26 protein-coding genes and 1 riboswitch are annotated in these 22248 nt (G+C 54.6%); of the genes, 21 read left to right on the top strand and 5 right to left on the bottom strand.

What is annotated here, in order from left to right; genetic code table 11:
• The first annotated feature begins 5 nt into the window (after nucleotides 1-5).
• On the top strand, nucleotides 6-2060 hold the full coding sequence (recG, locus tag D3P08_RS21830; protein ID WP_240647704.1) for an ATP-dependent DNA helicase RecG: 2055 nt from the start codon (nucleotides 6-8) through the stop codon (nucleotides 2058-2060).
• 72 nt (nucleotides 2061-2132) lie between these two features.
• The gene (locus tag D3P08_RS21825; protein ID WP_119602248.1) at nucleotides 2133-2420 is read left to right on the top strand and encodes a stage VI sporulation protein F; all 288 of its coding nucleotides are present in this window, start codon (nucleotides 2133-2135) and stop codon (nucleotides 2418-2420) included.
• Nucleotides 2421-2448: 28 nt separating this feature from the next.
• Here the strand turns inward: D3P08_RS21825 and D3P08_RS21820 are convergent, their stop codons facing one another.
• A complete protein-coding gene (locus D3P08_RS21820) occupies nucleotides 2449-3147 on the bottom strand; it encodes an SOS response-associated peptidase (protein WP_119602247.1) in 699 nt (232 codons plus the stop codon).
• 192 nt (nucleotides 3148-3339) lie between these two features.
• Here D3P08_RS21820 and D3P08_RS21815 point away from each other — a divergent pair, with 192 nt between their 5' ends.
• Nucleotides 3340-4689, top strand: a complete 1350-nt coding sequence (locus D3P08_RS21815; protein WP_119602246.1) for a DUF2515 domain-containing protein — start codon at nucleotides 3340-3342, stop codon at nucleotides 4687-4689.
• 100 nt (nucleotides 4690-4789) lie between these two features.
• On the opposite strand, the gene D3P08_RS21810 is transcribed toward D3P08_RS21815, so the two are convergent.
• The 3 genes from D3P08_RS21810 to D3P08_RS21800 all read right to left on the bottom strand — a co-directional run bounded on the left by D3P08_RS21810 (nucleotide 4790) and on the right by D3P08_RS21800 (nucleotide 7656).
• Nucleotides 4790-5122, bottom strand: a complete 333-nt coding sequence (locus tag D3P08_RS21810) for a YolD-like family protein (RefSeq protein WP_119602245.1) — start codon at nucleotides 5120-5122, stop codon at nucleotides 4790-4792.
• A complete protein-coding gene (locus D3P08_RS21805) occupies nucleotides 5119-6390 on the bottom strand; it encodes a DNA polymerase IV (RefSeq protein ID WP_119602244.1) in 1272 nt (423 codons plus the stop codon). The genes D3P08_RS21810 and D3P08_RS21805 overlap by 4 nt, the downstream gene beginning before the upstream one ends.
• Before the next feature lie 189 nt (nucleotides 6391-6579).
• Entirely contained in the window at nucleotides 6580-7656 is a 1077-nt protein-coding gene (locus tag D3P08_RS21800) for a tetratricopeptide repeat-containing glycosyltransferase family 2 protein (protein WP_119602243.1), read from the bottom strand.
• Nucleotides 7657-7794: 138 nt separating this feature from the next.
• Between D3P08_RS21800 and D3P08_RS21795 the strand changes: the two genes are divergently transcribed.
• From D3P08_RS21795 to D3P08_RS21715, 18 genes are all read left to right on the top strand, one after another.
• Entirely contained in the window at nucleotides 7795-9342 is a 1548-nt protein-coding gene (locus D3P08_RS21795; protein ID WP_119602242.1) for a spore germination protein, read from the top strand.
• 25 nt (nucleotides 9343-9367) lie between these two features.
• Nucleotides 9368-10573, top strand: a complete 1206-nt coding sequence (locus tag D3P08_RS21790; protein ID WP_119602241.1) for a Ger(x)C family spore germination protein — start codon at nucleotides 9368-9370, stop codon at nucleotides 10571-10573.
• A gap of 27 nt (nucleotides 10574-10600) precedes the next feature.
• A complete protein-coding gene (locus D3P08_RS21785) occupies nucleotides 10601-11719 on the top strand; it encodes a GerAB/ArcD/ProY family transporter (protein WP_162848567.1) in 1119 nt (372 codons plus the stop codon).
• 53 nt (nucleotides 11720-11772) lie between these two features.
• A riboswitch (TPP riboswitch) is annotated at nucleotides 11773-11885 on the top strand.
• 207 nt (nucleotides 11886-12092) lie between these two features.
• Nucleotides 12093-13118 carry an ABC transporter substrate-binding protein gene (locus D3P08_RS21780; protein WP_119602239.1) on the top strand — a complete coding sequence of 342 codons (1026 nt, stop codon included), beginning with the start codon at nucleotides 12093-12095 and terminating at the stop codon, nucleotides 13116-13118.
• 41 nt (nucleotides 13119-13159) lie between these two features.
• Nucleotides 13160-13462, top strand: coding sequence for a thiamine-binding protein (locus D3P08_RS21775; RefSeq protein ID WP_119602238.1), 303 nt, complete (start codon nucleotides 13160-13162; stop codon nucleotides 13460-13462).
• Nucleotides 13452-14249, top strand: coding sequence for an ABC transporter permease (locus D3P08_RS21770; protein WP_119602237.1), 798 nt, complete (start codon nucleotides 13452-13454; stop codon nucleotides 14247-14249). The genes D3P08_RS21775 and D3P08_RS21770 overlap by 11 nt, the downstream gene beginning before the upstream one ends.
• A complete protein-coding gene (locus D3P08_RS21765) occupies nucleotides 14236-15009 on the top strand; it encodes an ABC transporter ATP-binding protein (RefSeq protein WP_119602236.1) in 774 nt (257 codons plus the stop codon). Before D3P08_RS21770 ends, D3P08_RS21765 begins: the two co-directional genes overlap by 14 nt.
• Nucleotides 15002-15844: a TatD family hydrolase gene (locus D3P08_RS21760; RefSeq protein ID WP_119602235.1), complete on the top strand. Its 843-nt coding sequence runs from the start codon at nucleotides 15002-15004 to the stop codon at nucleotides 15842-15844. Before D3P08_RS21765 ends, D3P08_RS21760 begins: the two co-directional genes overlap by 8 nt.
• A 130-nt stretch (nucleotides 15845-15974) precedes the next feature.
• Nucleotides 15975-16745, top strand: coding sequence for a glucosaminidase domain-containing protein (locus tag D3P08_RS21755; protein WP_119602234.1), 771 nt, complete (start codon nucleotides 15975-15977; stop codon nucleotides 16743-16745).
• A 31-nt stretch (nucleotides 16746-16776) separates the two neighbouring features.
• The gene (locus D3P08_RS21750) at nucleotides 16777-17514 is read left to right on the top strand and encodes a peptidoglycan recognition protein family protein (RefSeq protein ID WP_240647703.1); all 738 of its coding nucleotides are present in this window, start codon (nucleotides 16777-16779) and stop codon (nucleotides 17512-17514) included.
• Between the two features lie 149 nt (nucleotides 17515-17663).
• Complete coding sequence (locus D3P08_RS21745) at nucleotides 17664-18068, top strand: zinc ribbon domain-containing protein (RefSeq protein WP_119602232.1); 405 nt, start codon at nucleotides 17664-17666, stop codon at nucleotides 18066-18068.
• 38 nt (nucleotides 18069-18106) lie between these two features.
• Nucleotides 18107-18604 (top strand): hypothetical protein, encoded by a 498-nt coding sequence (locus tag D3P08_RS21740; protein WP_119602231.1) that lies wholly within the window; start codon nucleotides 18107-18109, stop codon nucleotides 18602-18604.
• Nucleotides 18605-18667: 63 nt separating this feature from the next.
• Entirely contained in the window at nucleotides 18668-19042 is a 375-nt protein-coding gene (locus D3P08_RS21735) for a hypothetical protein (RefSeq protein ID WP_119602230.1), read from the top strand.
• Between the two features lie 87 nt (nucleotides 19043-19129).
• Nucleotides 19130-19528 (top strand): GyrI-like domain-containing protein, encoded by a 399-nt coding sequence (locus D3P08_RS21730; RefSeq protein ID WP_119602229.1) that lies wholly within the window; start codon nucleotides 19130-19132, stop codon nucleotides 19526-19528.
• A 65-nt stretch (nucleotides 19529-19593) separates the two neighbouring features.
• A complete protein-coding gene (locus D3P08_RS21725) occupies nucleotides 19594-20058 on the top strand; it encodes a DinB family protein (RefSeq protein WP_119602354.1) in 465 nt (154 codons plus the stop codon).
• Nucleotides 20059-20199: 141 nt separating this feature from the next.
• A complete protein-coding gene (locus tag D3P08_RS21720) occupies nucleotides 20200-20748 on the top strand; it encodes a hypothetical protein (protein WP_119602228.1) in 549 nt (182 codons plus the stop codon).
• A gap of 39 nt (nucleotides 20749-20787) precedes the next feature.
• Nucleotides 20788-20946: a hypothetical protein gene (locus D3P08_RS27415; protein ID WP_162848566.1), complete on the top strand. Its 159-nt coding sequence runs from the start codon at nucleotides 20788-20790 to the stop codon at nucleotides 20944-20946.
• Nucleotides 20947-21071: 125 nt separating this feature from the next.
• Nucleotides 21072-22013, top strand: coding sequence for an acetamidase/formamidase family protein (locus D3P08_RS21715; RefSeq protein WP_119602227.1), 942 nt, complete (start codon nucleotides 21072-21074; stop codon nucleotides 22011-22013).
• A 28-nt stretch (nucleotides 22014-22041) separates the two neighbouring features.
• On the opposite strand, the gene D3P08_RS27540 is transcribed toward D3P08_RS21715, so the two are convergent.
• Nucleotides 22042-22248: hypothetical protein (locus D3P08_RS27540; RefSeq protein WP_206098998.1), on the bottom strand; the 207-nt coding region annotated here is incomplete at its 5' end.

The raw sequence follows: 22248 nt of genomic DNA, 5'->3' as shown, positions 1-22248 counted from the left end.
ATGTCATGATAAAGCTTGAACAAATAGCAGTAAAACAAATCAAAGGCGTGAGCGCCCTCAAAGAAGGGGAGCTTCACGCCTTTGGCGTGCGCACCGTTGCCGATTTACTGGCATATTTCCCATTCCGGTACGAGGATTACAGACTGCGCGAGCTGTCCGAGGTTAAGAACGGAGAGAAGGCGACAGTGCTTGGCGTCGTGCGCGGCGCGCCTCTCTTACAGCGTTACGGCCGCAGCAAATCGAGGTTAACGTGCAAGGTGGAAGTCGGCGGCATGCTGATTACGGCAGTATGGTTTAATCGGCATTTTCTGCAGGAGCAGCTAAAGCCCGCGCGGGAAATCATGCTGACCGGCAAATGGGAGCAGCATCGGCTGCAGATAACCGTGTCCGAATCCGAATTTCCGGACAGCGCGAAAAACAGCAAATCCGGCTCGCTGCAGCCTGTCTATTCTGTCGGCGGCAATATTACGCAGCAGTGGATGAGGAAGACGATTGCGGCCGCGCTTGAGCAGTATGGACCGATGGTCGAGGAAGTGCTGCCGTACGAGCTGGTGGAGGAGCATAAGCTTATGTCACGCGCCGAAGCCTTCCGCTTATTACATATGCCCGGAGACTTCCGGAAGGGGCAAGAAGCGCGCAGACGGATGGTCTACGAGGAGCTGTTCCTCTTCCAATTGAAGCTGCAGGCTTACCGGTCCATGAATCGCAGACGTAATGACGGCATCGCGTTCCGGATCGACAGCGAGACGATTCGCAGCTTCGCTTCGACGCTGCCGTTCGAGCTGACCGACGCGCAGAAGAAGGTGATTAACGAGATTTTGGTGGATATGCGCCGAGGGTACAGCATGAACCGCCTGCTGCAGGGCGATGTCGGCTCCGGCAAAACCGTCGTTGCGGCCATTGCGTTATACGGCGCCGTAAAAACCGGGCATCAAGGCGCCCTTATGGTGCCGACGGAAATTTTGGCCGAGCAGCACGCGAAGTCGCTTCAGAGGCTGTATGATGGAACGGGGCTGCAGGTCGGCTTGCTGACCGGCAGCCTGACGGAACGAAAGCGGAGAGATGTGCTGGCCGGCTTGCAGATGGGACTCATTGATGTCGTGGTAGGCACGCACGCACTCATTCAGGATGATGTATTTTTCCATAATCTTGGCCTTGTTGTAACGGATGAGCAGCACCGATTCGGCGTGAACCAGCGCAGCGTGCTGCGGCGCAAAGGGTTAAATCCCGATGTGCTGACGATGACGGCGACGCCGATCCCCCGCACGCTCGCAATAACGGCTTTCGGCGACATGGACGTCTCATCCATTCGAGAGATGCCGAAGGGACGCAAGCCGATCAAGACATATTGGGTGAAGCATGACGCGATGGATCGCGTGCTCGGCTTCATTCGCAAAGAGGTTGCCGCGGGCAGGCAGGCCTATGTCATCTGTCCGCTCATCGAGGAGTCGGACAAGCTGGACGTACAAAACGCGATCGATCAATATGTGCAGCTGCAGCAGGCTTTTCCCGATTTAAAGGTGGGATTGCTGCACGGGCGATTGACGGCAGCGGAAAAGGACGCGGTGATGTCCGAATTCAGCTCGAACGAGTCGCAGGTGCTGGTGGCGACGACGGTTGTCGAGGTTGGGGTAGACGTGCCGAACGCGACGCTGATGATTATTATGGACGCGGAGCGGTTCGGGTTGTCCCAGCTACACCAGCTTCGGGGCCGCGTAGGGCGCGGCGAGCATCAGTCGCATTGTATTCTAATGGCGGATCCGAAATCCGAGAACGGCCGCGAGCGGATGAAGGTCATGACGGAGACGAACGACGGCTTCGAGGTCGCAAGGCGCGACCTTGAGCTTCGCGGTCCGGGCGACTTCTTCGGAACGAAGCAAAGCGGCCTTCCGGAGTTTCGAGTCGCGGATATGGTGGCGGATTACGAGGTGCTGGAGCTGGCGCGCGAAGATGCCGGCAGACTGACGGAACGGGACGATTTCTGGACGAACGAATCGTTCGCCCGGCTGTGGGCGATTCTCCGCGAGGACCCATTATTTAAAGGAGAGCAGCTCGATTAAGCAAGTATTGCCTCCATTCGGCATATAGTTAGTTAGTGCATGGAATGAATGCCGATTGGAGGTGCATTACCGGTGAGCTACCAGAATTACGGCATTAAGCCGCAGCTGGTCGAGCGCGTGAAGCTGAAGCTGAAAAATCCCACCGTTAAGGACAGGATCCGGCAGCTGCTTGCGCATGTTACCAAATACGACTTGCAGGACCGCGTTAAAGTGCGCAAGCTGGTTAAATCAGCCGCTGTTATATTGCAGGAGAAATTAACGGAGACGCAAGAAGAGCAGATCGTCGCTTTTGTGCTGGCGCAGAAGATTGATCCGAATAACACCTTCCACCTTCTGAAGCTGTGGGGAATGTTTCGCTGACCTGAATGGGTCAGCTTTTTTTTTGCCGTTACCACAGCTCGAGCTGTCCGCCGGGCTCCTGGCATGCAATGAGCGACGGGTCATCGTTGCGTACGTTGCCTACGGAGGCGCCTACGGGATAGGCTTCGAGCTGGTCGGAGGGGTAGGGCTGAAGCAGCGACATCAAATACGGAACATCCTGCTGCTCCCGGTCAAGCCAGACGTCTTCATGCTCAGGCTTCAGAATGACCGGCATCCGGTCGTGAATCGGCGAGACGACCTCGTTCGGTTGCGTCGTCAGGATGGTGCAGGTGCTCAGCTTTTCACCGCTTGGCGAAGTCCACGTCTCGTATAGTCCAGCTAAGCTGAAGACGGAGCGGGTTTTAAGCGTGATGCGCATCGGCTGCTTGCCGCTTGCGGTCTTCTGCCATTCGTAGAAGCCGTCCGCCGGGAGAATGCACCGCTTCCTCTGCAGCGGGCCTTTAAAAGCCGGCTTCGAAGCGGCCGTCTCCGAGCGGGCGTTGATCATCATATAGCCTACTTTAACATCGTCGGCCCATGGCGGAACGAGCCCCCATTTCAGCTCGCCCAGCCTGTTTTTGCCGCCGCTGTCACGGATGACGGCCAGCACCTGCTGTCCCGGGGCCACATTATATTTGGGACGATGAAAAGGCACCGTCGTTTCGTCGATCATATATCGGACCATCAGCTCTTCAAGCGTAATCGTAATCGTATAACGTCCGCACATTTCGCTGCTCCTCCTATATCCGCTCCCGATGAACTTGTCCCTATTATTATAACTTTCTCATTCCGTTGAAGCGAGAGGCAAGCATGAGGTTCTTCGCATACGGTACGGTATACGGGTGATTGCCCGGTATGGCATACTACGGAATCGCAAATAATGGGAAGAGACGGGTTTGTGACGGAAGGAGGGGCAGGGATGGAAGAAGACGGCAAACGGAAGGGAGACGAGCGCGCCGGAATCGGCGGCTGGTTCAGCCATTTGCTTGCGCTGCCTGGCGAAGCGTTTGCTTATGCGGCAGGGAAGTGGAAGGCGATGAGCGCCTCTCAGGATATGCTGGAATCAGCGGAGCCGCTGTCCTTGCACGCAGCTCACGTGTCCCGGCTAAAGGATGCTTGGACGAAGCTGGAGCCGCTCGAGAACGGAGGAGAACCGCCGGCCATCGGTCATGCGGATACGGATGCGCACGAGTGGTCACGGGATGAGCGGATGCTGATTGAGCGCATTAAGGCGGATATAGCGGAGGCTAACCGCAATAACGTGACGCGGACGGAAGCGTACCGCACCGTTTATTTCCAAACGCCGGAGCTGCATTGGGCGCTGCTTGCGCATCTGGTGTCCCGTAACGGAGGGTGGAATATGACGGACCTGCAGGGGGAGTGGCTGCCCCGTCTCCTTACGGAGCCGCAGCGCCGCGATGTCTTCTTGTTCCTGGAACGCGCGAATGCGCTCATCTTCCAGGACGCCTATCCGCAGCTGCTGCTCTATCAATGGAGCCGCAGCCTTGGCCGCAGCTTGTTCCATCTTCTGCCCGCGTTCGGCGTGTCCCGCTTCATGCAGCCGGTCTGGAAGCTGTTCTGGCGGGAGCATGACTCCGCGCTGCTCACAACGGCCTTGATCGTGAACGAGCAGCATTATATTGAAGGGCGGGTTGTGCGCAACGACTATTTCGAGTCGAATGTCCTTAACACGCTGTTCTTCGGGCTGCAGTCGCTGCTTCAGCTGAACGGCGTTTTTTTTCCTTACGGCAGCGGCAAAGACGGCGGGGAGGGCTGCGGCGAGCTGCAGCTGGCCGGACTTATTATGGAGAGCTTCCGCGATCTCGATGAGCGGATCGAGTTCGGCAAACGCCTATACGCGATGCTGTTCGGCGTCCCGCGGGTATTCGAGGGCGCCCGAAGCTTCGCCGCGGCGGTAAAGCATTCCGGCTCGCGCGCGGACTATGCGCCGCATCTGTTCAAGGAGGTGCGCGAGCGTCCGCCTCGCCGCGTCTACGAGGAGAAGCTTATCGGCGGGCGTCTGAAGCCCGGCGCCGAACGTGTCTACAGCCCTTCGCTGCAGACGGCATGGAAGGATCATCCCGTTGATCCGGCGGAGCCGGGCGATTGGTTTAAGAAAACAGCTGAGGTGATCGGGTATTTCCGCGAGCTGCCTCTGCCGCGGAATTTCGAAATGACGAACGAATACAGCATGATGCTAAGCAAGCTTGAACTCGCCGTTCTGGCGTCTTCGCGCAAGGCCGGGCCGGAAAGCGGCAGGGATGCTTAGTGCTCAAGCCCATTGTCAGGCAGCCGGCATGTTTGACGGAAATGCTGCCGGCTGAGCATATAAAGGCGGCTGCCGCGGAGGGCGAGCCGCCTTGGTCTGTTTAGAGCTGCTCCTCCAGGGAGGCTCCTTCGATGTCGGCAATGGGGAACCACTCGCCGTCGACCATGAACCTTCCTTTCAGCTCGTCGACGCGGTCGACGATGCCGATGACGGTCAGGAGCTCGACGGGGTGGAAGAGGCGCACCGTGATCGGCCGGCGGCGGTGCAGCGACTCTAAGACGGCGCGCGACACATGCTCCCATTCCTGCTCGTCAAGCTGGATCCGCTCCCGGTATTTCAGCGTTTCCGAATGGCGATTGATCGCCGCCTTATGCTCCGGCAGCATCATGCGGCTGGACTCCCAAAGTCCGTTGCCTTCAAGCTTCTTCCTCATTTGTAATGTCCTCCTATCTTCTTGGAACGATCCCGCGCTTGACCGGCTTCGGTAGCCGAGACCGCCCGCAAAATGCTGGCGTCTCCGTATTTCAGCTTAATGGCGTCCGTCGCGCGCTCCAGCGCCATCCACTTCTCGCGGTTCCGATCGAACAGCGACAGCTGGTATTCGCCGTCTGAGGAAAACTGGGACAGGCTGACGCCGATTTTGCGGACCGGCAGGCCGTCCCAATGCCGCTGCAGCAGCTGCACGGCGGCACGGTACGCCTGGTTCGTTACATTGGTGGGGTCATCCATCTTCATCTGGCGGCTGAAGCCGGTCGGGCGGTCAAAATCCGCGCCCATGCAGGCGACCGATACGACATGGCCCATATAGCCTTTGCTCCGGCAGCGCTGGCAAACCAGCTCGGTCAGCTCCAAAAGCACGGTCTTGATCTCGCTCAGAGTCGCATAGTCCCGGGGCAGGGTCATCATGTGGCCGATCGTCTGGGGAGCGGTCTCATGCGTGCCGGGCGTGACCGGGCTGTCGTCGATGCCGTTCGCGATTCGCCAGTACAGCTCAGCGTTAATATCGGAGTTGCGGCCGAACTTGCGGCGCATGAGCGTCTTCAGCTTTTCAAGCGGCGTGGCCGCCAGCTGGCCGATCGTCTCGATGCCCATGGCGTTGAAATGCCGCGTCATGCGGCTGCCCGCCATAAACATTTTCGACACGGGCAAAGTCCATAGGGTTGACGAAAGGTTATCCGGCGTCAGAACGTAAATGCCGGTGCCGTTCTTTTTGGCGTAGTTGTCGCAAGCGGTCTTCGCCAAAATTTTGTTCGGCCCGATGCCGAACCGGGTATAGATGCCGGTCTCCGCCTGGATGCGGGCTTGGATCAAGGCCGCAAGCTCCTCGGCGGAGCCGTACAGATGGAGCGAGCCGGTCACGTCGAGAAATTGCTCGTCGATGGAATAAGGCTCGACCAAATCGGTGTACGATTGATAAATGCGGGTAATCATCAGCGAGATGTCGATGTACAGCGCCATGCGGGGCTGCACGATGATAAGCTCGGGACATTTGGCCAGCGCGTCGCCCAGGCGCTCCGCCGTCGTGACGCCGCGCCGCTTGGCGATCGGGCAGGCGGCCAGGATGATCCCCGATCTGCGCTCGGGGTCGCCCGCCACAGCCAGCGGCCGGTCCTTATATTCCGGATGCTCCGCCTTCTCGACGGAGGCGTAAAACGATTGGCAGTCAGCCAGCATGATGACTCGTTCGCGAGTGCCCGCCATGCGTATGCTCCCTCCCGGATAATGCGAATGTATGTTCTATATGATATGCTTATTATATACAGAACATACGATCGCGTGCTATATGTTTTTAAGTGGTTATTATTTACAGGCTTGTACGGCTGAAAGCTATCGCAAAAAAAGCGGCGTCTTCCCATCGAAGGAATACGCCGCTTTTTCGCCCTGCGCCAGTCATTGCCGCGATTGACCCGCGCTTTTGAAAAACTTCTCGTTATAGACAATGCTCGGATGGTTCGGATTGTAGCTTTGAGCCTGCTTATGATGCTCAAGCGCCTTGCTCCGGTTCCCGATCCGATCGTAGCAGACCGTCAGCTGCAGATGGGGCAGCCAGGTCCAGGAGGCGTTATCCGTCGCGCCCATTAGATGCGGCGGCTTCTCCAGCTGCGTCGCCTGCTTGAACCAATAGATGGCCTGCTCATACCGCTTCTGCTCCAGAAATGCGGCTCCGAGCTGGCAGCAAAACTCGGCTCGCGGCGAGTCGTAGCGGAGCGTGCGCAGGAGCGATGCGATCTGGCGGTCGGGCTGCCCCAGCCGCCCATAGCAATCCGCTTGTTTCATGCAGGCGCCGATATTATCCTCCACCCAGCCAAGGCCTGACTCCAGGAACTGCTCATACCAGCGGGCGGCCTCCTCCAAGCGGGCGTGGTCGCGAAGCTCGTTCGCGAAATAATACTGGTCCCGCGGAGAAAAAACTTCGCCCGCCTCCAGCCGCTTCAAGTAAATGCGAAGGTTGCGGTCGGTATGCTCCTTATCCTTGCGGTGCGTAACCGCGACGTCGCTGTGGTGGATGCGGCCCGAAACAGCCAGGTATTCGTGAACGGGGCCGTGCCAGCGGAAGCCGCAGCTGCGGCGGACCAGTCTGTTTCTTCGCAGGCTGTATAGGGGGTTCCCCGCCGAGTCGAAGGTCAGATGATAATGCATCGTGATACTGTCGTAAGGAAGCTCCTGAGATTTAAGCGCGAGCAGTCGCTTCAAATCCTCTTGCTCGATAACGTCATCGGCGTCCAGCCATAAAATAAACGTTTGGGTCGCCTGCTCGAAGGCATAGTTGCGGGCGGCCGCGAAATCGTCAATCCATTCGAAATCATAAATTACGGCCCCGAAGCTCGCCGCGATTTCTTTGGTCCGGTCCGTGGAGCCGGTATCCACGATGACGATTTCGTCGACCGCGTCTTTGACGGATGATAGACAACGTCCGAGACTTTCTTCTTCATTGCGCACGATCATGCACAGGCTGATGCTGTTCAAACGGTCACGCTCCTTCTGCTCTACATGGTCCAGTACATTGTATTAGCCTGCGGGAAGGAGGGTGCTTAGGCGAAAGGTATACATAATTCCAACCAGAAGCAGCCAAAATAGAGTCAACATGGAAATAAAGGGTGCGCTATGACAAAAACCAGCCAAACCAGTAACCAATCGGCGTTAACGCCTCTCAGTCGGTCGCTCCAGGTCAATGCTCATGCCATCCATACAAGGTTCGGGGGAAGCAGCGATCTTGTCATCCGCTTGTTTCGAAGCGATGCCGCGCCGGAGAGGCAGCTTGCTCTGATCTATATCGCGGGCATCGTGGATGCGGATGTGATTAATGACAGCGTGCTTGCCCCGCTTATGTCGATGAAGCTGCCTTCTTATATGGAGGAGACGGAGAACCTGCTGATCGAATCTCTTCGCGCGTGCGTCGTATCGGTCGGATCGGTGAAGGAAGTCTCGACGCTGGAGGAAGCGCTGCAGTATATGGCGGATGGAATGTGTCTGATCCTCGCGGACGGAAGCCCGCTTGCGCTCTTAGCCGAAGCGGGCGGAGGCAAGGACCGGTCGGTAGACGTCACGCAGACGCAGACTGTCATCCGCGGGCCGCAGCGGGGGTTCGTCGAGGACATCGGAACGAACATCAGCATCATCAGGCGGATCATCCGTTCCCCGAATCTTCACGTGCAGACGCATAAAATCGGCAGCCAGACGCATTCGAACGTGGCCGTACTTTACCTCCACGGCGTTGCCGACGAAAGCGTCGTGAAGGAAATGTACCGGAGGCTGGCGGCGATCGATATCGACGGCGTGCTGGAGAGCGGATATATCGAGGAATTTATTCAGGACGAGTCCTTCACGCTGTTTCCTACGCTGATGAACACGGAGCGTCCGGATACGGTGGCAGCCGCGCTGCTTGAGGGGAGAGTCGCCGTCATGGTCGACGGTACGCCGATCGCCCTAATGGCGCCAATCACCTTTTTCAGCTTCTTCCAATCGCCGGAGGATTTCTACCAACGATTCGACATTTCGTCGTTCGTCCGGGTTATTCGTTACGCCGCCTATATCGTGTCGATGCTCCTGCCGTCGCTCTATATCGCAGTTACAACGTTCCATCAAGAAATGCTGCCGACAACGCTGCTTATCAGCCTTGCCGCCCAGCGTGAGGGCGTTCCGTTCCCCGGGCTGGTCGAGGCGCTGCTGATGGAGACGACCTTCGAGGTGCTGAGGGAGGCCGGGCTGCGGATGCCCCGCGCAATCGGACCCGCTATCTCGATCGTCGGTGCTTTGGTGCTTGGCCAATCGGCCGTACAGGCGGGGATCGTGTCGGCCGGCATGGTCATTATCGTTTCGTTTACAGCGATATCGAACTTCGTTATGCCGGAATTCAATATGGCGGCGACCTCGCGCATTATTCGGTTCGGCATTATGCTGATGGCGGGCATGCTCGGATTTTTCGGCATTTTTATCTCGCTGTTATTTGTGCTGGTGCATCTGGCATCGCTGCGTTCCTTCGGCGTTCCTTATATGTCGCCGATCGCTCCGACGGCGAAGGGCTCCGGCCTATGGCGGGACGCGTTTATCCGCATTCCGTGGTGGGCTATCGTCATGCGGCCGATGGATTTGAAGCTGCGTAATCCGAGACGCCAGCGCAGCGCAAGGAAGCCGCCCGCTCAGCGGCATTGACGCAAATGATGAGGAGGGATGAGGCATGAAGCTTGTTCGCTGGCTTCTTCTGCTGATGATCCTGCTGCTAACGGGCTGCTGGAACAGGGTCGAGCTCAACGATATCGCCATCATCTCGGCTACCGGAATAGACTGGAAGGACGGGAAATGGATACTGTCGTACCAGGTCGTCATCCCGAGGGCGATATCCAGTCAAACCGGTGAAAGCGGGACGGCGGCCGTCAATGTGTTCTCCACGTCGGGCGATAATTTCCGGTTCGCCATCAGCAAGGCGAGCGAGGAGCTGTCGCGGCGCTTATACTTCTCCCACAATCAGATCGTCATAATTGGGCAGGAGGCAGCCCGCAGAGGAATCGGGCCGTTGATGGAAGTTTATTTGCGGAACCACGATTCCAGGGAGACGGTCAGCGTTTTTTTATCGAGAAGCGACGCGCGCGGCATTATGGAGCAGCTTATTCCGCTCGAACAAATTCCGGGCGCCGCGATTCAGCGTCTGATTGTGAACGAGGAGATCGGAAGCTCCGCCTTCCGCCATATGGCGGTTCACGACGCGCTTATGGAGCTGCTCGGAAGCTCGAAAGCGACGGCCATTCCCGGCCTTATTATAGCGGGGCCAGGCGAAGGAACGGAGAGCGTGGGGGATCTGGGGAAGACGACAACGGCAACCAAGGTGCGCCTCAAAGACCTCGGGCTCATTCAAGGCGACAAGCTCGTCGGTTGGGTTAGCGACGAACAGAGCAAAGGCGTAATGTGGCTGAGCGATCACGTGGAGAGATCGACGGTGTCCTTCACTTGCGCGGACAATCGGAAAGGCAAACCGACCTCCTCCGTTCGCATTCTAGATACGTCGACGAAGCTGAAGCCTATTCCCGCGAACGGAAAGTGGATCGTGAAGGCGGATGTGGAGGCAAGCGGCGTACTGATGGAATACAATTGCAGCGGTGACCCAAGCAAGCCTCAGGAAGTGGAGAAAATCGAGAAGCGAATCGAGGAAGAGATTAAAGGGATCATGACAGACGGATGGGAGGCCGTCCGGAAGCATAAAGCGGATGTGCTTGGATTCGGGGCGCTGATCCATAAGCGATATCCGAAGCAGTGGCGGGAGGCCAGCGCCAATTGGGAGGAGCTGTTTCCGCAGACGGAGGTGGAAATAACCGTCAAAATGCGGCTGAGCTCAACGGGAATGAGTAATCAAAACTTCAAGGAAGCGCAGAAAAAGGCGGAATCGTAAGGCAGCGAGAACGAGGGGGTGGGCATTTTGCAGCAGATTGACAAAAAGCAGCTATCGCTGCTTATTATTGTCTTTTTAATCGGCAGCACGCCTCTATTCGAGCTGGGCATCGAGGCCAAGCAGGATGCCTGGCTCGCGATGCTGATTGCGGCCGGAGCCGGCATGCTGCTGACGGTTATGTACGTAAAGCTGCAGCAGCGGGCGCCGAACGCGGGACTCGCGGATCTGCTCAAATACCATTTCGGACGGATACTAGGGGGCAGTCTCGCGACCATCTATGCCATATGGTTCGCCTATGAGTCGATGAGAAACGTCCGCGACGTGGGCGAGCTGACGACGATGGCGCTGCTTGGCCTTACGCCCAAATGGATTATTATGTTCCTCATTCTGCTCCTATCCGCTTATACGATAAGCAAAGGAATCGAGGTGTTCGCCCGCGTCGTCCAGCTGCTGTTTCCTCTTGTGGTGCTCAGCTACAGCAGCATTATTCTGCTTATCTTTTTCAGCGGCCTCGTCAAATTTAATCAGCTGCTGCCTATTCTGGAGCGCGGACCGATGCCCGTCCTAAAGGCTGTCCCGGACCTAGTGGCGTTTCCTTTCGCGCAGATGGTGATTATGCTTGTCTTTATGCATCTCGTAAAGGAGAAGAAAAGTCTTGAACGCGTCACGTACCGGTCTCAGCTTTCCGTCTCGCTTTTTTTAGTCCTTATGAATGCGCTTGTTCTGTGCGTGCTCGGCCCGCAACTGGCGGGGGTGACATCGCTGCCGCTGCTGGAGGTTGTTCAGCTGGTAAGGCTGGCGAATTTCCTGGAGCGGCTCGATATTATCGTGACGCTGCTGTTGTTCATCGGGCTGTATGTCAAAATAACGACGTTGTATTTCGCCTCCGTATTTACAATGATCGCCGTTACGGGCCTATCGAGCCGCAACCTGCTGTTCCCGATCGGCATCTTCATCTATGCGACGAGCTTCCTCGAGCCGAACAATACGTATCATCTATGGATCGGATTGGAGATAACCTTGAAAATTGTGCCGGTCTTCCAGATCGCATTTCCGCTTCTCATGCTTGTGGTCGGCATCAGGAAGCGTTATAAGCCGGAGGCGGCAGGCGGAGGGCGGAGGGCAGAGGGCGTAAAGGAAAAATAAGTCTGGCATTCTGCCCGGAGTTTGCTATAATGGAGACGTCATTGACGTAAACCGAATAGATTCCGGGGAGCTGGATTTGGCCGGCTGAGAGGGAATGACACACATTCCGACCCGCATAACCTGATCCGGATAATGCCGGCGTAGGAATAGAAGCTAAGCTTCTTTTGAACGTAAACTTTCCACTGCGATGAGCGGATTGCTGCTCTGCAGCCGGTGGGGGCTTGCTGCGAAAGAAGTTGACTGACAGCCGACTTTTGCGACGTCTTCCGAATTGGGAAGGCGTCTTTTTATTTCCTAGCTAGCGTGAAGGATAGAACTCGCGGATTCGTCAATGCCAATCCAAGTGCAAGAACAAGGAGAGAGGGGAAACAGCATGTTAGGCAATCAGAAAAAAAGATGGGGGCTTGCTCTGTCGGTGCTGGCGCTCACCGTCGCGCTGGCTGGCTGCGGCGGCAGCAAGGGCAATGAGCAGGGGGATAAGGCGGAGGCGGATCAGCCGCTGCAGAAGGTGAAGGTCGTGCTCGACTGGACGCCGAACACGAATCATACGGGATTGTATGTCGCCCGGGACAAAGGCTTCTTCAAGGAGCAAGGGCTGGATGTCGAAATTATTCAGCCGGGACAGGAAGGCGCGGACGCCATGGTCGCGGCCGGCAACGCGGAGTTCCGCGTCAGCTATCAAGAATCGGTGACGATGGCGCGAATCGCGGACGTTCCGCTTGTGTCCATTGCCGCCGTGATTCAGCATAACACGTCGGGCTTCGCTTCGCCGAAAGAGAAGGGCATCGACTCGCCGAAAAAATTCGAAGGCATGCGCTATGGCGGATGGGGGGCTCCCGTCGAAGAGGCGGTGATCGATTCCATTATGCGCGAGGAAGGCGGCGATGTGAGCAAGGTGGATATTATGAGCATCGGCGACAGCGACTTCTTCGCGGCCGTTAAGCGCGACATCGATTTTGCCTGGATCTATTACGCGTGGACAGGCGTCGAGGCGGAGCTGCGCGGCGAAGAGCTCAACATGCTCTATTTGACCGATTACAGCGATAAGCTCGACTATTACACGCCGGTGCTGGTCACTAGCGAAGACATGATCGCGAAGTCGCCGGAGCTGGTGAAGGCGTTCACGGCAGGGGCAGCGGCTGGCTATCAATACGCGATCGACAATCCGGAGGATGCGGCTGAGGTGCTGATTCAAGCGGAGCCGGATCTGAATCCGGAGCTGGTGAAGGCGAGCCAGAAGTGGCTGAGCCCGCGCTATCAGGACGACGCGCCGCGCTGGGGCGAGCAGAAGCTGAGCGTATGGGAGAATTACGCGGGCTGGATGTACGAGCATGGTTTGCTGGAGGCTGAGCTGGAAGCGGAGAAGGCGTTCACGAACGACTTTTTGCCGGAGAAATAACAAAAGCCGATTTCACATATTAGGGAGAGAGAAGGGATCGTATGGCAAACGCACTAGTGAGCATTCAAATTTTGCCGAGCACGCCGGGTGGCGCAAGCGTCATTCCTTACGTGGACCGGGCGATCGAGATCATTAAGGAATCGGGCGTGCCTTACCGGGTCGCTCCGCTTGAGACGACGATGGAGGGCGAGCTTGGCGAGCTGCTTGCCGTCGTGCAGCGCATGAATGAAGCGATGACCGAGATGGGCTGCGCCTCCGTTATTTCGCAGATCAAAATTTATTATAATCCGGAAAGCGGCGCTTCGATGGGAAGGCTGCTCGAGAAGTATCCCGATGGGCAATAAAAAAAGCTTGTGGTCGCGCGTCTGGCCGCCGGCTGTGGCGCTAGGGGCGCTGCTGGCATGCTGGCAGGCGGCGGTCTCCTTCTCGCTGGTTGAGGAATGGGTCATTCCGTCGCCGGCAGGCGTCGTTCGCGAGGCGTTCTCGGCGAATGTATGGCCGCGGCTGACGGAGCATACCGGAGCGACAGTAGGGCTGGCGATGATCGGATTCGCAGGCGGATCGGCGGCGGGCTTTGGGCTCGCCGCTTTGCTGCATCTGCTGCCGGGTGTGCGAAGAGGCGTTTATCCGCTGCTGATTTTATCGCAGAACGTGCCGATTGTTATTCTTGCGCCGATTATGACGATGCTGTTCGGCTACGGTCTGCTGCCGAAAGCGCTGCTCGTCATGCTCGTCTGCTTTTTCCCGGTATGCATCGCCATGCTGGGCGGCTTGTCGGGCACGGACGAAGGCCTTCGCCACTATATGCGCATGATCGGAAGCGGGAAGTGGACGCTGTTCTGGCGGCTGGAGCTGCCAAGCGCCGTGCAAAGCTTGTTTTCGGGCCTCAAAATCGCGGCATCCTACAGCGTGCTGAGCGCGACGTTCGCGGAGATGCTGGCGCCCAAGACGGGGCTCGGCGGCTACATGGTGCTGTCGACAAGAGGCTTTATGCCCGAGCGCGCTTTCGCTTCCGCCATACTCATCATTATGATCAGCCTGGCATTGTTCGGGCTGATCGCGCTGGCGGAGCGTCTTGTCATCCGCTGGCGGCCGGAGAAGGGGGAGACGAAGCGCCATGCTGGAGGTTAATGGATTAAACGTCGGCTTCCGCGACGGACGAGGCGTTAAAGAGGTATTGCGGGATGTGTCGCTGCGCGTGGAGGACGGCGAGTTCGTCTCGATTATCGGGCCTTCGGGAAGCGGCAAGACGACGCTGTTCAGCGTGATCGGAGGGCTGCTCTCCCCTTCGTCCGGCGAGGTGCGCATTGGCGGAAGGGAGACAACCGGCGAGACCGGACATGTCGCGTATATGCCGCAGCAAGCGTCGCTGCTGCCATGGCTCACGGTCGCAGGCAATATCGAGCAATCGCTCGTTATTGCGGGCGCGGAGAAAGGAAGCGCCAGGAAGGATGCGCTCGCATGGCTGGCGCGAATCGGCCTTGCGGAGTATGCCGGCGCTTACCCCCATGTGCTGTCCGGCGGCATGCAGCAGCGCGTGTCCTTCTTGAGGGCCCTGCTCTCGCCGCAGCCTCTTATGCTGCTTGATGAGCCGTTCGGCGCGCTGGACGCGCTGACGAGAGCCGAAATGCAGAAATGGTTGCTGTCGATCTGGGAAGAGAACCGCCGCTCGGTGCTTCTGGTTACGCACAGTATTGAAGAGGCGCTCTATTTGTCCGATCGGATTATCGTGCTGTCCGCCTCGCCGGCAGAAATACGTGATGAAATCATCGTGCCGTTCGAGCGGCCGCGCCGGGAGGAGCTGTGGGAGGACGCCCGGTTCAATGCATTAAAGGGACGGATTTACCGTCATCTGCAAACGAGCGGAAGGAAGGAGCAGCCGCATGGTTAAGGGGACGAAGGCGATTTGGGAAGCAAATCAGCTTGACGAGCCGGCGTCGTACGTCGACGCCCATATCCATCTCGATAAATATACGGTAGAGGAGCGGGACCGTCTGCTTGAGGAGGCGTTCCGGGAAGGGGTAGCAACGGTTGTCGCCGTCTCGATGGATCTCGCGTCCAGCAAGATCAATGCGGAGCTGGCGAGGCGTTATCCGGGCAGCGTTCATCCGGCTTATGGATTTCATCCGGAGCAGGAGCCTCCGTCAGCTCAAGAACGCGAACGGCTGCTGACCTGGATTCGCGAGCGGCATACGGCGGGTGAAGCTTTTGCCATCGGCGAAGTCGGACTGCCCTATTACATGCGGACGGAGCGGGAGGCTGCGGGGAAGACGTTTGACGAAACGGCGCATCTTGAATTGCTTGAGTCGTTCGTCCGCCTAGCCGCGGAGCTGGACTGTCCGATCGTGCTGCACGCGGTTTATGAGGACGCGGACAAAGCTTATGAGCTGCTTCGCCGTTATAACGTGAGCAGCGCTCACTTTCATTGGTTCAAGGGCAGTATGCAAACGGTAGAACGCCTGATCGAGGCGGGATATTTCATCTCCCTTACGCCGGACGTTGTGTACGAGCCCGAAATCATCGCGCTGGCGAAGCGATATCCGCTTGAGCTGATGATGACCGAGACGGATGGGCCATGGCCGCATGAAGGCCCTTTCGCCGGTCAGAGCACGAAGCCGCCGATGGTGAAGCGCGTGGCGGCGGAAATCGCTAGGCTGAAAGGATTGCCTTTAGCGGAGGCGGAAACCGCTTTGCTGCGTAACGCTAAACGGTTTTATCGAATATAGATGATTCGGATTAAACGGTCTTTTGTCCGCAACGGATGAAAGGCCGTTTCCTTTTGCCAAGCTGTCGCATATAACAATAGTGTGTGGAGGATTCTGTGCAGGGACTTTTGAAGCGGGAGGAGCTGGAACGATGGCACAACTGTCAAGAGAGCAATTCATCGCGGCGATTGCGCCTGCGGTCATTTTGGTCAGGCAAGAAGGATCTCCGCTGTTTCCTTCAGTACGTATCGCGCAAAGCATATTGGAAACCGGCGGCGTTATTCACGCATGGAATAACCTCGGAGGCATTAAGGTCGGTACAGGACCTGCCAACGATTATTGGCAGGGCGAAGCTGTCGTCAGAGGGACGTGGGAGTACGTCGATAACCGCTCCGTGGAAGCGAGAGCGGCATTTCGCGCGTACAAAAGCATCTATCATTTTTATAAAGATCAAGATATTTTTCTAAGCGCGGCGAGATATGCGGGAGTCAGGCAGGCGGGAACGCCGGAGAGACAGGCGCAAGCGCTGCAGACGAGCGGATACGCGACGGACCCCGAATATGCGAATAAACTCATCGCGCTTATCCGGCAATATAATCTGAAACGATTCGATGATCAGGGCAAGCCGCAGCCGCTGCCGAGCAAGCTTAAGGGAGCGTCGCTTGTGCCGGTCATCCAGCAAGGCCAAGTGCTTGCTCCCGGCTATTTGCGCGACGGCGTCACCTGGATTCCGGCACGACGAATCGGAGAAGCGCTCGGAGCGACGATTGGCTGGACGGGAAGCAAGGTTACCGTAAATGGAAAAGAGCTCGAGACCGTCCTTTCGGAGTCGACCGGCTACGTGAAAGTACGGGATTTGGCGGAAGTGCTAGGTATCGGGGTGACATGGGATAACGAAGCGAAAGCCGTAATGCTGGGTTGACCAGGCTCCATTACGCCCGGTTCGGAATAGGATGGAAGACGAAGCTCATAAGAAGGGAGCAAGCGGGATGTACACGTATGTGGTGGACCACATTCCAAGGTCTACAAAAAACAACCGTCGGCCCGGGCTCGCGTTGAATGAGACGACCATCACGATTCACAATACGGCTAATCCGTCCAGCACGGCGCGCAACGAGCGAAACTGGCTGACGAATTCGTCCAATAACGCAACGGCTTCCTACCATATCGTGGTCGACGAGCGGGAAGCGATTGAATGTATTCCGCTTAATGAAGTGGCGTGGCATGCGGGAGACGGCAGCGGCGCGGGAAGCGGCAATCGGACGTCGATTGGCATTGAGATTACGGAAAGCGGCAATTATGCCGCAACGCTGGAAAACGCCGCGACCTTAGTCGCATCGATGCTGAGAGAACGAGGCTGGGGCACGAACCGGCTGCGCAGGCACTTCGATTGGAGCGGGAAGAACTGCCCTCGCTTAATGAACCGGGATGGGAAATGGGGCGGGTGGAAGTCCTTTGTCGCAAGCGTGGATGCGAAGCTGAAGGGCGGTAATGACAGCGGTACGGACAATGGAGATGACGATCAGAACGAGGGGGAAGAGCCTATGCTGACACCGGAGGACGCGAACAAAATTATTGCATTTCTAAGCGCCGCCTATATGGCGACACGTTCGGAGGAGGCGCGTCAGGAATTTAACCGCTTGGCCAACGAGCTGCGCCGGGTAAGCGGGCAGGATCCGCAGCCGGGCTGACGGGCATTGTTCTTTTAGCAAGTTAGTTGGAAGGGGAGAATACCCGCAAACGGCGCAGTTTGCGGGTATTTACTTTTTTGGGAAATCATGCGACCTTTAAACAAGAGACAACGTTATAGGAGTAATGAGGCAACGGGAGGATGAAACGAATGAATGTGCATTGTCCATGGTGCGGAGAAGAGGTTGTTCTAAGCGGTGACCTATGTCCGCTTTGCCGGCATGAGGTGCTGCCGGAGCATTTGAACGGGACGGAAGCAACGGAGGAAGAGTTCGCGGAAGGCGCGGAAGTCCCGGCCCAGCGTGACCAGGGGGCTGGGGAATTGGAGGAGCGGGATATCGGACATTACGCATGTTCGAAATGCGGCCATCAGGGCTACCGGGTGAACGAAGTGGCGATGACGGGCGCCGGCCTCAGCAAGCTGCTGGACATTCAGCATCACCACTATCTTTTTGTTTCCTGCCTGGGCTGCGGTTCAGTTGACATTTACGACCCGGATGTGCTGGAGGCGCGCAAGAGAGGAAGTTTTTCTTCCGGGCTGGACTTTTTTCTTTAAACCGCCGCAGTTGTCCTTGCAAAGGTAAGGAGGGAAAGATGAAAAATCATTTCAAGGCGTTATGTGTCGTTATATTGGCCGGTTTATTGATGGGATGCGCATCAAATGAAAAATTGGACTTGCACTCCGAGCGCTTGAACCCAGCAAACGGAGCAGATATTTGGAACTCCTTGCAATATGAAATCATTACGGACTTGAATACGATGAGGTCGATCGAATCCGAAGCGACGGAGCATTCCATTATGCTGCATTTTTATCTTAGGCTTGAAAATCGAGGAGCAAAAACGGCAGAAACATTTCAAGCGGCCTTTCATGAGGCGATTCCTTTGACGTATAAAAATGGTTCGTTATATAAAGGGATCGATAAAGGTGAATTGCATCCAAATGATAGCTACGAAATAACTGGCTATTATGTTTTTGACAAGAAGGAGGAGCTTGAAGCATTTATAGAAAAATCAAATTTTACAATGGAGTGGACGGAAGATAAGGACTCGAACAGACTGGTGTTAGCGTTCCCGACGGAGCCTACACGATGACGGCTCTTTACACAGCGTATATATTAATTTTCCGTATGTAATGAGGGGAGGGTGCTGGGAAGGATGAAGAAACTGAAATGGCTGACCATTCTATCCTTATTAGGCATGGGAATCATTTTTTTGGTCTCGTTTGGGATCAGCTATTTTTATAAGCGTTCTTTTTTAGACACTTTAACCTATACGGGTTTATCTGTTCTGCTGCTCGGGATCCTTTTTTCCATGAAGGGCAGATCTTTTCTGGGGAATCAGCTCATACAACAAGATAGCGATTATGGGGTCTACGATCCACTCGAAGCCGAACGTGAGAGTCAGGAGATCCGAAGTCAGGGATCAATCCAATATGTGCGGGATAACAGAACGGTAGCGTTCCGAATGACGCCATTTTCCATGATGATCTCAAGCGTCATTACGTTAGGAATCGCTTATTTGCTTGCCTAAGCTGGTATATCAACAACGAACATTTGTTCTTGTCTAAAGTGGCAGATGATGGTAATATGAAAGGGCTGAGGGGAGGGAAGAACGCTTATGAAATTAGCCATTATTAATGAAGTGCGGACGAATAATTTTAACGATCCTCTTCTGCTGCAAAAGATTTCAGGGTTGTGGAAAGAAGCGGCGAAGAGACTAACTCATCCAGATGCCACGATCTACGGTATCTATCATGATTACGAGAGTAACTATAAAGGCGACTATACATTGAGTATTGCTTTGGAGGATAGCCAGAGCGAAGCTTCGCTGGAAATACCGAAGAATGCAAAATATGAAATTTTCAATGTGGACACCTCGGAAGAGCAAGGCATTCTTAACATGTGGAAGAGGATATGGGAACGTGAAAATTCAGGCACATTGAACAGAGCGTACACATACGATTTTGAAAAATATTATCCGAATGGCGAAATGGAGATATACATAGCGATTAAGTAACGGATGCTCAATTAATATTGGAGGAACTAGAAGATTGAGGCGAATATCCTTTGGGAGTGGTTGATTTGCAGCTGAAAAATGACATGCTTGAAGCGTTTGCCGAATGGAAAACATTTTTAAGGGAGATCGAGCATTGGGATTGGTCCGAACCATTGCGTGAAGGGAAATGGTCCGTCCATGATGTTGTCAGCCATATTTATCTCTGGGATAAGTATTTCCTTGAGGCGGCGATTCTTCCGATATCGGACGGAACGCCTCTGACTTTAAAGCACTTGGACTATGATGAATTTAATGCGGCGTCGGTCCGGATCGGAAGGGAAAAACAAAAGGAAGAGGTTATGCAGCTAAGCATAAGTTATCGTGATCAAATTATTGATGCAATTAGGAAGCAGGACCAATCAAAGTTTGCGAAAGCGTATGTCGATGCCGACGGGAATCCATTTACGGTTGAGGCTTATTTGAAAGACTTTATTTGGCATGATCGGCACCATAGAAATCAGATCGAGGGGATCAAGAACAACGTTTGCTAAGGCGGAACAATGAATGATTGGTGCTGCCGGTCTTAATCGTAATTCTAATAGCTGCCAAACCCACCCCAAGGCTGACCCCTAAGGTGGGTTTCGTCTTAAGCTGAAGTCTGATCAGGAGGCGTTCCATACAAGTCGAAAGGGTTGATCAAAGTGCAAGTCTTCTTATTTATAATAGGACTTCTCGTATTCCTATTCGGACTGTTGTACGGCTTTGCCGGCGGTGACCTGGCTCTTCTGCTGGCAGGATTCGTGGCTGGTCCGCTATTAATGGGACTTTCAAAAGTTATTCAGCTGCTTGAAGAGATAAGTCATAAATTACTGCGTATGCCTTTTACTTTAGATCAAGTTTGGCAAGTGATTAAAAACTCGCCGAAATACGAGACCGAATCCAAATCCTTTGAAGTCTATCCTAACCCTAGAGGCAACTCGCAATACCAGCTCGCCGTATTCGATGACGAATATTATATAAAGGCCAGAGTTTTTAAAAAATACATCAAACCAAATGAAAATGAAATTGTTTTTGAACTGCCGAACCAAGAGCCAATAACCCTCCAGAAATCGTACGCCTATTATCCCGGAGTTGAATTGTTTGATTTTCGGGGACAAGTTTTCGTCATGCTTAAAAAAATTAATGTTTATCCAATGATTGAAGGGGATACGTTGAAACTCGAATACTTCGAAGAAGAGTGATCTTTTGGTAAAGATTTAAAAAGGGAGGAAGAAGCCAAGGTGGTTATAGCTGCAATAATAATAGGAATGCTGTTGCTCGTCGTGCTGGTATTCGTGCTGCAATGGATCATAAGCTCGGCAATCGATCAATCGGATTTAGCGAGAGATGTTGCGGAGCTGAAGGAGCTGTTGAAGAAATCCGAGTTGAATAAACATTAAGGAATAAAAAGGAATTTACCTATGAGATGGGGAAAAGAAAGAGGTCATGGTATATTGTCCAGTAAAAAAGCGTAAAGAAATGATGTTAAAGCGCTGGGGTTAACAGATCTTTGGGGAGGTTATTTATGGCCGTTTACAAGGTCCAGCCAAATCGCACGAATCTATATGGTTCATTATCGGCTGATTTTGATTCTATCTTGCGTATCAAGTCCGGGGATACCGTACAATATGCCTGCTTTGATGCTGGCTGGGGAACATCTTCCGCAGATGGTCAGCGAATAAAGCCTTTTGAAAGAAGAAAGGAGCTTGATGCGGGTCATGCTCTTTGCGGTCCTATAATAATCGAAGAGGCAAAAAAAGGGTTGACTCTGGAAATAAAAATAAATGAGGTTATTCCCGGCCCTTATGGGTTTACGAGCGCAGGGCAATATCCGAATTGGCAAAACCAAAAGCTGGGATTAACCGAATATAACGAAATCACGCTCCAATGGGAATTAGATCGTCAAAGCTTGATTGGCAAAACGCGAGTGAATGGGCGAGAATTTTCGGTAGGACTAAACCCTTTTATGGGCATATTCGCGATGCCGCCTGAGGAAACAGGGATCCATACGACGTGGCCTCCACGCTTTTGCGGCGGGAATATCGATTGTAAGGAACTGACGAAAGGAAGTGTCTTGTATTTGCCGATTTCGGTTGACGGCGCTTATTTCTTCGTTGGGGATGGTCACGCCGCTCAAGGTGATGGGGAGATTAGCTGTCAAGCGATTGAATGTCCAATAGATTTGGTGGAACTAACGTTCTCGGTAAATCGCGATCTGAAGCTTGAGAGGCCCATTGCCAATACGCCGAGCGGTTGGATTAGCTTTGGTTTTCATGAGGATTTAAACGAAGCAACGGTGCAAGCGATGGATGGGATGTTAAACCTCATGGGCAATCTATATAACTTGAATAGAGTGGAAGCGATGGCTTTAGGAAGCTCGGTGGTCGACTTAAGGATCACGCAAGTGGTAAACGGGATCAAAGGCGTGCATGCCGTCCTTCCGCATGAGGCATTAAAGGTATTCTAAATGGTGTAAGGCCAATCCGGAAAATAACTTATTTAAGCATGTTATCGAAAATATCGGAGTGAGGCCCTTGCTGGATGTCTTTACTAAAAAGAGGATTGAAAAAATACTCGATAGAATTCCTGTAAAACGAATATTTTGGCGTTTGAACAAAAACGAGCGCCTCCGGTAAGATGGAGTTGCACACGAGGTCAAAAGCCTCAAAAAGCCCATCAGGAGGTCGCTCTACTATGAAGTT

Origin of the sequence: Paenibacillus nanensis (assembly GCF_003583765.1) — a bacterium.
In the GTDB taxonomy this organism is placed as follows: domain Bacteria; phylum Bacillota; class Bacilli; order Paenibacillales; family Paenibacillaceae; genus Pristimantibacillus; species Pristimantibacillus nanensis.
The sequence above is the reverse complement of the archived record's forward strand: the minus strand, read 5'-3'. Positions and strand labels throughout refer to the sequence as shown.